The organism is Nocardioides gansuensis (assembly GCF_003076135.1).
GTDB classification, from domain to species: domain Bacteria; phylum Actinomycetota; class Actinomycetes; order Propionibacteriales; family Nocardioidaceae; genus Nocardioides; species Nocardioides gansuensis.
Map to the genome: position 1 here is coordinate 67,967 of NZ_QDGZ01000005.1, position 13,041 is coordinate 81,007.

At 70.2% G+C, this 13,041-nt stretch carries 5 protein-coding genes; 4 read left to right on the plus strand and 1 reads right to left on the minus strand.

What is annotated here, in order from left to right:
- The first annotated feature begins 1 nt into the window (after position 1).
- The 3 genes from mmsB to DDE18_RS12190 all read left to right on the plus strand — a co-directional run bounded on the left by mmsB (position 2) and on the right by DDE18_RS12190 (position 3,023).
- Entirely contained in the window at positions 2-1,291 is a 1,290-nt protein-coding gene (gene mmsB, locus DDE18_RS12180) for a multiple monosaccharide ABC transporter permease (protein ID WP_116572553.1), read from the plus strand.
- Between the two features lie 137 nt (positions 1,292-1,428).
- Positions 1,429-1,890: a MerR family transcriptional regulator gene (locus DDE18_RS12185; protein ID WP_116572554.1), complete on the plus strand. Its 462-nt coding sequence runs from the start codon at positions 1,429-1,431 to the stop codon at positions 1,888-1,890.
- 92 nt (positions 1,891-1,982) lie between these two features.
- Entirely contained in the window at positions 1,983-3,023 is a 1,041-nt protein-coding gene (locus DDE18_RS12190) for an NAD(P)-dependent alcohol dehydrogenase (RefSeq protein WP_116572555.1), read from the plus strand.
- Positions 3,024-3,087: 64 nt separating this feature from the next.
- Here the strand turns inward: DDE18_RS12190 and DDE18_RS12195 are convergent, their stop codons facing one another.
- Positions 3,088-8,220, minus strand: a complete 5,133-nt coding sequence (locus tag DDE18_RS12195) for a family 43 glycosylhydrolase (protein WP_116572556.1) — start codon at positions 8,218-8,220, stop codon at positions 3,088-3,090.
- Positions 8,221-8,392: 172 nt separating this feature from the next.
- On the opposite strand from DDE18_RS12195, the gene DDE18_RS12200 reads away from it, so the two are divergent.
- Positions 8,393-13,015, plus strand: coding sequence for an alpha-L-arabinofuranosidase C-terminal domain-containing protein (locus tag DDE18_RS12200; protein WP_116572557.1), 4,623 nt, complete (start codon positions 8,393-8,395; stop codon positions 13,013-13,015).
- Positions 13,016-13,041: the final 26 nt, after the last annotated feature.

Here is a 13,041-nt window from a genome sequence, read left to right on the forward strand (position 1 = left end):
CATGACCACCCTCACCACCATCCTGCGCGGCAACGTGCGCCAGTACGGCATGATCATCGCCCTCGCGGCGATCGTCCTGCTCTTCCAGCGGACGACCGAGGGCGTGCTGCTCAAGCCCATCAACGTGTCCAACCTGGTCGTGCAGAACGCGCAGATCCTGATCCTGGCCATCGGCATGGTCATCGTCATCGTGGCCCGCCACATCGACCTCTCGGTCGGCTCGGTGGCGGCCTTCGTCGGGGCCACCGGCGCGATCCTGATGACCAACTACGACGTCCCGTGGTTCCTCGCCGTGGTCATCTGCCTGGCGGTCGGGGCGCTGATCGGCGCCTGGCACGGGTTCTGGGTCGCCTACGTCGGCATCCCGGCCTTCATCGTCACGCTGGCCAGCATGCTGCTGTTCCGCGGGCTGACCCTGGTCATCCTCGAGGGCAAGACCGTCGGGGGCCTGCCCGAGAACTTCAAGAAGATGGGCAACGGCTTCCTGCCGGAGGTCGGGCCGGACACCGACCTCCACAACCTGACCATGCTGCTGGGCGTCGTGGTGGTGGCAGTCCTCGTGGTGCTGGACCTCCGCCGTCGGGCTGCCGCGAAGCGGTACAACTTCGAGGTCCTGCCGTTCCCGCTGTTCGCGCTGAAGCAGGTCGTCATCGGCGCCGTCGTGATGGAGTTCGCCTACCTCCTGGCGGACGCCCGAGGCCTGCCGATCGTCGGGCTGATCCTCTTCGCCCTGATCGGCATCTACACGTTCGTCATGACGCGCACGGTGTTCGGCCGCCACGTCTACGCCATCGGCGGCAACGTCGACGCGGCCACCATGTCCGGCGTCAACACCCGGCGGGTGGACTTCCTGGTCATGACCAACATGGGCCTCCTGGCTGGTCTCGCGGGGCTGGTGACGACCGCCCGCCTCACTGCGGCCAACCCCAAGGCCGGCGTCAACTTCGAGCTGGACGCCATCGCGGCGGCGTTCATCGGCGGTGCCGCCGTCACCGGAGGCGTCGGCACGGTGGTGGGCGCGATCATCGGTGGCCTCGTGATGGGTGTGCTCAACAACGGCATGTCCCTGATGGGCGTCTCCATCGACTGGCAGCAGGCGATCAAGGGCCTGGTGCTGCTCGCCGCCGTCGCCTTCGACGTCTGGAACAAGCGGCGCACGGCCGGGTCCGGCGGCGCAGGTGCGGAGAAGAGCGAAGCGACCCCGCCACCTCCCGCCGAGCTCGTCGAGGAGATCGAGCAGCTCGAGCATGAGTCATCGGCCGAGTCGGGCGTCGGCCGGCGCGGCTCCTGAGACCTGTCACCCCTCTCTGCGGACACCGCGACGGCCGAGCCGTCGCGGTGTCTTCGCGTCTGCGGGCCCTGCCGGTTGCCCTATGTGACACGCGCGACCTTTGACTTCAAGTACTTGAAGTTCCTACCGTCGATGACGTGAGCGCACCGACGACCCAGCACACCTACACGATCAAGGAAGCCGCGGCCCTGACCGGGCTTCCGGCCAGCACGTTGCGCTACTACGAATCGATCGGCGTGATCGCGCCGATCAGCCGCGGTGCGACCAGCAAGCACCGGGTCTACGACGAGGACGACCTCGACCAGCTCATGTGGGTCGCCTGCCTGGCCTCGACCGGCATGTCCGTGGAAGACATGCGCCAGTACATGGCGAACGCGCAGCGCGGACCTGCGGCAGCCGGCGAGCAGGTCGGGCTGCTCTCCGAGCAGGAGCGCCGGTTGGCGTATGAAGCAGGGCAGATCGCCCTGCGCCAGCGCTACGTCCGGCTGAAGATCGACTACTGGCGCGCGATCGAGGCAGACGACGCTCCACGCGCCGAGCTCTTGTCCGCCGAAGCGCGCACGCTGGCCGACCAGCTCAAGCGGCCCAGGAAGCACTAACCCGCACCGACTGTGCCCCGGCGGACCGCCCGGTCCGCAGGACAGGTGCGCCCACGTCACGCGCTAACGCGTCCAGAGAAAAGGAACACACCATGCACGTCAACGCCTACGCCGCTCCGGCGTCCGGCCAGCCGCTGGCCCCGATCACCATCGAGCGCCGCGATGTCGGTCCCCACGACGTCCTCATCGAGATCGAGTACGCCGGCATCTGCCACTCCGACATCCACACCGTCAACGGCGACTGGGGGCCTCAGCCGTTCCCGGTCGTGCCCGGGCACGAGATCGTCGGCACCGTCACCGAGGTCGGCCCCGACGTCACCAGGCACCAGGTCGGCGACCGCGTCGGGGTCGGGTGCATGGTCAACTCCTGCGGCGAGTGCGCCAACTGCCGCAACGGCGACGAGCAGTACTGCCTCGACGGCATGGTCCCCACCTACGCCGGCACCGACCGTGACGGCACCACCACCCAGGGCGGCTACTCCTCCCACGTGGTCGTGGACGCCGACTACGTCCTCTCCGTCCCCGACGGGATCGACTCGGCTGCGGCAGCACCCTTGCTGTGCGCGGGCATCACCACCTACGCACCGCTCCGTCGCTGGGGTGCCGGTCCAGGCAAGAAGGTCGCGATCGTCGGGCTCGGCGGACTGGGACACCTGGCGGTCAAGATCGCCCATGCACTCGGGGCCGAGGTCACTGTCCTCTCCCAGTCGCTGAAGAAGCAGGAGGACGGTCTCCGCCTCGGCGCGGAGGAGTACTACGCCACCTCAGACCCCGCCACGTTCGAGCAGCTCGCCGGTCGCTTCGACCTGATCGTCAACACGGTCAGCGCCAGCATCGAGCTCGACGCCTACCTCGGCCTGCTCGCCGTCGACGGCACGCTCGTCAACGTCGGAGCACCGGCCGAGCCGCTGAGCGTGCACGTCATGTCGCTCATCGGCGCCCGCCGGTCCTTCGCCGGATCCATGATCGGCGGCATCGCCCTGACCCAGGAGATGCTCGACTTCTGCGCCGACCACGGCATCGGCGCCGAGATCGAGATCATTGCCGCGGACCAGGTCAACGAGGCGTACGAGCGTGTCCTCGCCTCCGACGTCCGCTACCGCTTCGTCATCGACACCGGCACCCTCGGCTGAAGAACACGCGCGAACGCCCCGGGCGGCCAGTGGGGAGCGGCCGGCCGCCCGGGGCGTCGGCAGGTCAACGCCGGGCGCGCACCCGGCGCTCCGCCAAGGCCTGGGAGACCGTCGGCGAGCCCGTGTACTTCACCACGACCTTGTGCGTCCCGGCGGCGAAGGTGAGCGTCAGGGTCGCCGTGCCGTCGGTGGTCACGCGGACCCTGCCGACCAGCTCGCCGTCCACCAGCACCTTCACCCGACCGGTGGGGTCGACGGTCGACGGGGTGGTGGTCACGCGGACGGTGACCCGGGTCCGCGCCCCCGCCTCCGGTGTCGGGTCGGAGATCCCCAGCTTGACCCGTGCTGCTGCCTTGGCCACCGGGGATGTGGCCGCGGACCGTGCCGTGGCCGGGGCTGCGCCGTCCCGGGTCGCCGTGACCTGGATCGACATGCGATGCCCGATGTCGGCGGCCTCCAGCAGGAGACTCGACTTCGTGGCACCGGTGACGGGGATCCCGTCGCGCAGCCACTGGTAGGCGAAGGAGAGACCTGGCTGGTCCCAGCCGCCCGCCGTGGTGCTCAGCGTCCCACCGACGACCGCCTTGCCGCTGACCTGCGGCGCGGACGTGGAGACCGGCGACGGGGCGGGGCCGCTGGGGGCCGCCTCCACACGCAGGGTGCCCGGGAGGGACTGGTTGCCCGCGACGTCCGTCGCCCGGTAGTCGACGTCGTGCCGCGCGCCGTCGACCTGGAACGGGGCGGTGTAGGCAAGCCAGCTTCCGCCGTCGATGCGGTATTCGACCACGGCCACACCGGAGTCGGCGTCGCTCGCCGTGAGGGTCACCTGGCGCTGGCTCTGCGCACCCGTGACCGCCGGCAGCGTGGGATCGACCTTGACCGGGAGGACCTGGTCCGGGCTCCACTGCAGGTTCGTGCCCCGGGCGCGGTAGCGGACGTCGTACGAGCCGCCCGGCAGCGGCACCGGCGTGGCGTACGCCGTCCACTCGCCCGCCCCGAGCCGGTACTGCACCGTCTCCACCGTGTCCTCCGCGGTCAGGGTGAGGGTGGCGTCGGCGCCGTACCAGCCCGCGGATCCCGCGTCGGACACCACGGCGGTCGGGACCGAGCCCTCGAAGCCGAGCGGCTCGATCGACTCCAGGGTCGGGACGACCTTCTGCATGAGGCCGTCGGCGCCGAAGGACAGCCGGTCGAGGGTGGTCTCCCGGTGGGTCCCGTCACCGCCGGGCATGCCGAACCGGTGATAGGCGATGTACCACTCGTCCGTGCCCGGGACCTGGACGATCGAGCTGTGCCCGGTGCCGAGGATCCCCTGTGACGCGTCCTTCTCCAGGATGACGCCCCGGTAGGTCCACGGCCCGTCGACGCTCGTGCTGGTCGCGTAGCCGACCCGGTAGTCGGGCGAGCCGGTGTCGTCGATCGAGTACGTCAGGTGGTAGAGGCCGTCGCGGAAGTTGAGGAACGTGCCCTCCCGGAAGTCGGTCAGCCCGGAGATCCGCTTGATGGTGCCGGGCTTGATGGAGACCATGTCGTCTGCCAGCTCGGCGTACACGGGCGAGCCGTTGCCCCAGAAGAGGTAGTGCTTGCCGGTCTGCGGGTCCTTGAACGCAGCCGGGTCGATCGCCTGGCCGGACGTGACCGCCTCGTTGTTGAGGATCATCGCGTTCGGCTGTGCGGTGAACGGGCCCTCGGGGCTGTCGGCCACGGCGACGCCGATCGTCTTGCGGTTGACCGACGGGTTGTGCCCGGAGAAGTAGAAGTAGTACTTCCCGCCGCGCTCGATGATCGTCGGCGCCCACGCGTTGCCGGTGGCCCACGGGACGTTGCCGTTGGCGCCGTCGAGGGTCAGGAACGGCTCCGCCGACCTCTCCCAGTCGACCAGGTTGGAGGACTTCCAGACGTAGAAGTCCTTGCCGCCCCAGCCGGGGTAGCCGTCGGTGGTCGCGTAGAGGTAGTAGGTGCCGTCGAACTCGGCGATGTTCGGATCGGCGTAGAACCCCGGCAGGAGCGGCGACTTCATCTCGACCGCCCGCACCGTCCAGGCCCGGGTGGCACCGGCCGCCGTGGTGACCGTCACCGTGCGCGGCGAGCTGTAGTCGGCCGGTCCGTCGGCGTCGACGCTCGAGCCCGTCACCACGTCGTACGCCGGGTCCAGGCTCGTCAGGTCGGTGCCGGGCTCCACCGGCAGGGTGACGGTCGAGATGGCGGCGTCGATGATCGCCGGCACCTTGAGGCTGTCGAGCTCCACGCCGAGGATGGCGCTCTTGTCCGCGGCCATCTCCCTGACCTCGGCGGCCGTCAGGGCCCGGTTGTAGATGCTGAAGTCGCGGACCTTGCCCTTGAGGTACTTGTCCCCGGAGTAGACGGAGCGACCGATGTAGTTGGCGGTGGTGCGACCGTCCCCGATGTCTCCGGGCTTGATCGTGACGCCGGTCTTCTCGCCGACCTTGATGCTGTCGAGGTAGATCCTGGCCGTCTGGTCCGCCAGCGTGTAGGTCAGCGTCTTCCAGGCTCCACGAGCCAGGTTGGCCCCCGAGGTGGCGGTCTGCTCCGTGGTCCAGTTGCCGGTGGCGATCGAGGATCTGTAGGCGTTGCCGGTGGTGAACAGATAGCCGTTGCCGGTGCCACCACCGTCGGTGTTGCCCATGCCCCAGATGAAGTACGGCGTCGGCTGGCTCGGGTCGACCCACACCTCGGTCGAGACGGTGATCGCCTCGAGGCCGGTCATCATGTTGTCGGGCAGCTCCACGTGGCCGTTGGTGCCGCCGAGCGTGAGCCCGCCGTCGGCCCAGGTCGCGTCACCGCTGACGGTCCCGTCGTAGCCGTGGCCCGAGCTGTCGGTCGCCGTGGTGCCGGACGTCTCATCGAGCTCGTAGTGGGCGACCAGCCCGTTCTCGTCGGCCTCGACCGGCGTGGGCGGCTCGGGGACGACGATCCCCTCGCGGAGCACGTCGAGCTCTGCCTTGGTGACCGGGATGACCGTGCCGTGGCGGGGGCTGGCGGGCAGGTTGTAGTCGTCGGCCACCTGCCAGTCCGGGGCCTCGAGGTCGTCGGTGCCCAGCGGGATGTAGCCGCGGCCGCCGTACTCGTCGACGAACAGGTAGTAGGGCGAGCCCGAGGTGTCGCCCGGGTTGGCCTCGAAGACGGTCGGGCCCTCCACGGCCGACGTGCCGGCCTCGCGGCCGATGCAGCCGACCATGAACTCCCACGCCGGGTTGCCCGGCCGGTCGACGGCGGTCAACGAGGTCGACTTCTCCTGGATGATGTCGGAGCAGCCGGTGCCGCCGCCGCCCTCGTCCTTGGTGAAGCGGTAGTAGGTGCCGTTCTCCTTGATCACGGTGGAGTCGATGCGCGACTCGCCGCGGTCCTGCCAGACCTTCGCCTCGCTGAAGGTGACGAAGTCACGGGTCGTGGCGTAGAGCATCCGGTTGTACGTGCTGCCGGTGTGGTTGGGGTCGTTCTCGGCGTACAGCTTGGAAGCCCAGAACACGACGTACTGCTGGAGCGTCTCGTCCCAGTAGGCCTCCGGGGCCCAGGTGTTGCCCGCGGTCGGCGGCGACACCAGGACATGACGCTGCTCGGACCAGTTCACCAGGTCGGTGGACTCCCAGACCTCGAGGTAGCGGCTGCCAGTGCGCTGGGAGCGGTCCCAGTCGCCGTTGCGGCCGATGGAGAGGTCGGTGGCGATCAGGAAGAACCGGTCACCCTCGGGGGAGCGGATGAGGAACGGGTCGCGAAGGCCCAGCTCACCCATCGTCGACTCGAGGACGGGCCTTCCGTCGTTGAGCTCGTCCCACTCGAGTGCGTCGTTGCCGCGGCTGGCCGCGAAGTAGATCTTCTCGCCGGCGACGGAGTTGCCGGTGAAGTAGCTGAAGGCGTAGCCCTCGTAGGCAGCGGCCTCGGGCAGCTCGCGGACCGTCAGCTGGAAGTTGCGGGTGGCGGTCGCCCCGCCCACGGCCACGGTGGCGGTCAGCGTCACCTGGGTGTCCCCGGCGCCGTCAGGGGGTCGGGTCACGATGCCGTCGGTCGTGACGGTTGTGGGCGCGGAGGAGACCCAGGTGACCGTCGCGCCGTGGCGGCCGGAGTCCGGCAGCGTCAGGTGGCCGCGCACGTCGTCCGGGTGGACCAGGGACAGGGCAGCCGCCGCGTCATCGGCCTTGGCCTCGTCGTCCTCCTCGGGGAGCACGGTGGCCTCGAAGGATCGCGTCCCGGTCGCCCCGCCGCGGCTCACGGTGGCGGTGAGGGTGACCTCGACCGGGTCCTCCAGTGCTGAGGGACGGGTGACGGCGCCGGAAGAGGCGATGACGTCGGGGTGGCTCGAGGTCCAGGCGATCGTGGAGCCGTTCTCACCGGCGGTGGGCAGCGTGAGGTTGCTCGTCACGGCCGAGAGGTCTCCGAGGTCCAGCGCGGCGGTGTCGGCTGTGACGCGAGAGGCGTCGCTGGGCGTCAGGTCGGCGACCTCGGCGGCGTCGAGTGCCCGGTTGTAGACGCGGAAGTCGCGGACCGTGCCCTTGAGGGTCGTGTCGGGCACGTACGGCGAGTTGCCGATGTAGTTGGCCGTGGTGGTGCCTCCGCCGATGCTGCCGGGAGTGATGGTGATGCCTGTGTTGCGCCCGACCTCGACGCCGTCCTCGTAGAGCACTCCGGTGGAGCCGGTCTGGGTGTAGGTCACGGTCTTCCACACACCACGCGCGAGGTTGCGGTCCGTGGCCGGCTGGGTGTTCTGCTCGGTGGTCCAGTTGCCGCTCGCGATCGTGTTGCGGAAGCGGTTGGCGAGGGCGCCCAGGTAGCCGTTGCCGTCGTTGCCGGAGGTGTTGCCGAAGCTGTAGAGGAAGAACGCGCCCTGCTGCGTCTTGTCGATCTTGACGTCGAAGGAGACGGTGATCGAGGTCAGCCCGGCGATGGCGTTGTTGGGCAGCTTCACGTAGTCGTCGACGCCGTCGAGGACCAGCCCCCCGGCCCCTTGGGCGGCCCCACCGACGATCGCGGCGTCGCGGTTGGTGGAGGACACGTCGTCGGCGGTGGCCCCGGATCCGGTCAGGGGGTAGTGGAGGACGAGCCCGGCGGTCGACGGCGCAGCGGCGGCTGCCGGGGGGAGCGCGAGCAACAGGCCGGCCAGCACGGCGAGCACCAGGCTGGTGACGAGGGCACGCCGGGTCGGGGGACAGGGGGGCACGGTCGGGGGCACGACGGGCATCGGGAGTCCTCAGGTATGTGAGCGCTAACACCGAGAGTGTGACCGCCATCACCTTTCCCGTCAACAGTCCGCTCCAAGGTCTTGACTCCCGAGGTGTTAGCGCTAACACTCGCGTGTGGTGGCCGTCACACGGACGGAGACCACACCTGGACCCCCGACCCAGAGGACCACCATGAAGATCGCCCCCCGCACGTCAGCCGCCATGACCGCGGTCGCCGTCCTGGCCGCCGGACTCGCCACCGTGGCGAGCACCGCCGGCCCGGTCGCCGCAGCTGACGACCTGGTCACCTGGACCGACACGTTCGAGGGCAGCGCGCTCGACGCGCGCTGGACGCTGGTCAACCCCGACCCGGGCAAGGTGGCCGTCTCCGACGGCGCCCTGCGGATCGCGGGACAGCCCGGTGACACCTACCAGACGGTCAACACAGCCAGGAACGTCGCCGTGCTCGACGTCCCCGAGGGGGACTTCAGCGCGACCGTCGAGGTCTCCGCCGCCGTCGCGAAGGTCTACCAGGGAGCCGGCCTGATCGCCTGGCAGGACATGGACAACTACGTCCGGTCCGGGCTGACCTTCGTCGGCGGGCTCTCCCCGTCCGGCACCGCGATCGAGACCGACGTCGAGACCGGCGGGTCGTTCCGGGCAGTGAGCTTCGCCGACCGCCCGGGCTCCACGGCCGAGAGGCTCCGTCTCCAGCGGGTGGGCGACACGATCACCTCGAGCTACTGGAGCGGGTCCGCGTGGGTGACGGCCGGCACGACCGACGTCTCCTTCGACACCACGCAGGTCGGTCTCTACGCCCTGGCGGCCCAGGACGGCACCGTCCTGCCCGCGGCGTTCGACAACTTCACCCTCGAGCACACCCCCGGGGCCGACGTCGCGCCGCAGGGCGCCTTCGTGCTCCAGGGCGCCGGCGAGGCGCCGTACCTCGTGGTCGACGGGAGCGCGCTGGCGCTGACGGCCGACCAGCCCACCGCCAGCCTGCGCCTGCACGCCACGGACCTCGGCGACGGTGCGGTCGCGATCCGCACCGACGACGCCCCGCTCGTGCTGCAGGGCGGTGCCCTCGTCCTGGGTGCGGCCGACGCCGTGCCCACGCCCCTGCGCATCACCGACGCGGGAGGCGGGAAGGTCGTGCTCCGCGACGCGGCCGCCCGGGCGTCGTACGTCACGCGCGGCGCCGACGGTGCCCTCGTGACCGGCGCGGAGGCCGACGCGGTCCGCTTCCTGCTCTCCGAGGTCGACGACAGCCTCGCCACCCTCGACATCGACGGAGAGGGCACGGGCGCGTCCATCAGCGACACGATGTTCGGCATCTTCTACGAGGACATCAACTACGCCGCGGACGGCGGCCTGTACGCCGAGCTTGTCCGCAACCGGTCCTTCGAGTTCAACAGCTCCGACAACGGCTCCTTCACCGGGATGACCGCGTGGCAGGTGCTGGACCGCAGCGGCGCCGGCACCACGGGGGCCGTGGTGAACGACGCGGCCCGCCTCAACGCGATGAACCGCAACTACATGCGGCTCACCGCCGCAGCTGCCGGCGACGGCCTGCGCAACATCGGCTACAACAACGGGTTCGCGGTCAAGGCCGGCACCTCGTACGACGGGTACCTCTGGGCCCGGAGCGCGACTGCCCAGCAGCTGACCGTGAAGATCGAGAACGCCGCCGGTGACGCCACCCTGGCCTCGGCGAGCGTCGCGCTGGACGGCACCGACACCTGGAAGAAGTACCCGTTCACGCTGACCCCCGGCTCCACCACCGACGCCGGCCGGCTCACCGTGCTCGCCGGCGCCCAGTCCGTCATCGGGCTGGACATGATCTCGCTGATGCCGCACGACACGTGGGTCGGTCCGGTCAACGGCCGCTCCGTGCTGCGCAAGGACCTCGCCGAGAAGATCGCGGCGATGAAGCCGTCGTTCGTCCGGTTCCCCGGCGGCTGCGTCACCAACGTCGGCACCTTCCGCACCTACGAGGAGAGCGGCTACACCGACCGTCGCCGGACCTACCAGTGGAAGGAGACCATCGGCCCGGTCGAGGAGCGTCCGGCCAACTGGAACTTCTGGGGCTACAACCAGTCCTACGGCATCGGCTACCTCGAATACTTCGAACTCGCCGAGGACCTCGGCGCGGAGCCGCTGCCGGTCGTCTCCGTCGGCGCCAACGGCTGCGGGAGCAACATCCCCGAGATGCACGACCCCGCGATGATCGACCGGTGGGTCGACGACACGGTCGACCTGATCGAGTTCGCCAACGGCGGCACCGACACCGAGTGGGGCGCCAGGCGCGCGGCGCTCGGACACCCCGAGCCGTTCGGGCTGGAGATGATCGGCCTCGGCAACGAGGAGAACACCACCACGTTCGAGCAGAACTTCCCGGAGTTCCGGGACGCGATCGAGGCGAAGTACCCCGACATCACGATCATCTCCAACTCCGGTCCGGACGACGCCGGCGCCCGTTTCGACACGCTCTGGGACTACAACCGGGCGCAGCAGGTCGACATGGTCGACGAGCACTACTACAACGACCCGCAGTGGTTCCTCGAGAACCACCACCGCTACGACAGCTACGACCGCGAGGGCCCGAAGGTGTTCCTCGGTGAGTACGCCTCCCGGGGCAACACGTGGGGCAACGCGCTGGCCGAGGCGTCGTACATGACCGCCCTCCAGCGCAACGCCGACGTGGTCCGGCTCGCCTCCTACGCGCCGCTGCTCTCCAACGAGTCCCACGTCCAGTGGAGCCCGGACGCGATCTGGTTCGACAACGACGAGTCCTGGGAGACCCCCAACTGGGAGGTCCAGAAGCTCTTCGGCAACAACGTGGGCGACGAGGTCGCGCCGAGCACGTTCGACGGCCCGGTGAACGCGGCCGAGGACATCTCCGGAGGCGTCTTCCTCTCGACGTGGTCGACGTCGGCGGCCTACGACAACGTCACGGTGACCTCGAACGACACCGGGGAGACCCTGTTCTCCGACCAGTTCGACAACGCCTCCCAGTGGTCGCCGCAGCGCGGCTCGTGGGCAGCCGCCGGCGGTCGCTACGTGCAGTCGTCCACGACCGTGAACGACGCCCGCAGCATCGTCACCGGCGCCTACGCCAAGGACTGGAGCAACTACACCCTCGAGCTCGACGCGACCAAGCTCGCCGGCAGCGAGGGCTTCCTGGTCGGCTTCGGCGCCACGGGCGCCAACAACTTCTACTGGTGGAACCTCGGCGGCTGGAACAACACCCGTTCCGTCCTCCAGCGGGCCACGGGTGGCAGTGCGAACGAGGTCAAGGCCATCGAGGGCCACAGCCTCACGACCGGCCAGACCTACCGCGTGAAGGTCGTCGTCGAGGGCACGCACATCGAGCTCTACCTCGACGGTCAGCTGCAGATGAGCTACGACCAGCCGGCGCCCCCGGCCAAGGTGTTCCAGGTCGTCACCCGGGACGAGCGGACCGGTGACCTGGTGGCCAAGGTGGTCAACACGTCCACCAGCCCGGTCCGCACCCGGGTCGAGATCGCCGGTGCGGAGATCCAGCCGACCGCCACGGTCACCACGCTGGCGGCACCCTCGACCACGGCCACCAACACCAAGGCCGCTCCGGACCTCATCAAGCCGCGGACCCGTGAGGTCCAGGGGATCTCGAGCTCGTTCGAGTACGAGTTCCCGGCCGCGTCGGTCACCTTCCTGCGCATGCACACCGCGGACGGCGTCGCGCCGGTCGTGGACGAGCTGTCGGTGGTCGGTGACGGCGTGAACGGCTGGTACGGCGACCCCGCGACCGTGCACGTGGCCGCCTCCGACGACCGGAGGGTCGAGCGCCTCGAGGTGGCGGTCGACGACGGCCCGTGGACCAGGATCCCGGGCGACTCGGGCGAGGTGTCGGTGGCGGGCGACGGCACGCACACGGTGAAGGTGCGCGCGGTGGACCCGGCCGGCAACGTCGGGGAGATCCGCCCGCTGGTCGTGGGCATCGACGCCACGGCGCCGGTGACCCGCGCCGCCTTCAACCAGGGGTCCCGCGTCATCTCACTGACGGCGGCGGACTCCGGCTCCGGGGTCGAGCGCGTCGACTACCGCCTCGGCGGCGGTGCGTGGGCGTCCTACGACCAGCCCTTCCAGGTCGGTGCGGGGGCGACCACGGTCGACTTCCGCGCCGTGGACCGGCTCGGGCGGATGGAGCAGCCGGGCACGCTGGACGTCCCGGCCGCCGGGGCGCAGCTCGCCACCACCGTGACGGCGGCGGTCCCGGTCGAGGACCCCGTGCCCCTGGGCCGCCCGGTCCGGGTCGAGGTCTCGGTCAGCACCGAGGGCGCCACCCCGACCGGTGCGGTGACCCTCGCGGCCGCGTCGGGCACCGTCGCCACGGCCACGCTCGTCGACGGCCGGGCGGTCCTCGCCGTGCCGTCGGTCGAGCTGGGCGTCGGCAGCCACGCGCTGACCGTGCGGTACGGCGGCGACAGCGCCCGGGCGGCGTCCCAGGACACCGTCTCCCTGATCGTCACCAAGGCCACCTCGACCACCAGGGTGACCGTGCGGCCCCGCACGGTGCCGCCCCGGAAGAAGGCAACCGCCACGGTCACCGTGGCCGCCCCGGTCGAGCCCGAGGGCGTGGTCAGGGTGAAGATCCGCAAGGACGGCCGGGTCGTCGGCACACGTGTCGTCCGGCTCGCGGAGGGCAAGGGCAGGGCTGTCCTGCCCCGCCTGCCCCTGGGCCGTTACCACCTCACCGCGACCTACTCGGGCTCGTCGACGGTCGCGTCCTCGTCGGACAAGACCGTCCTGCGAGTGACCGGAGCCGGCCGATGAGCCGCGCGAGCACGACGAAGGAGAAC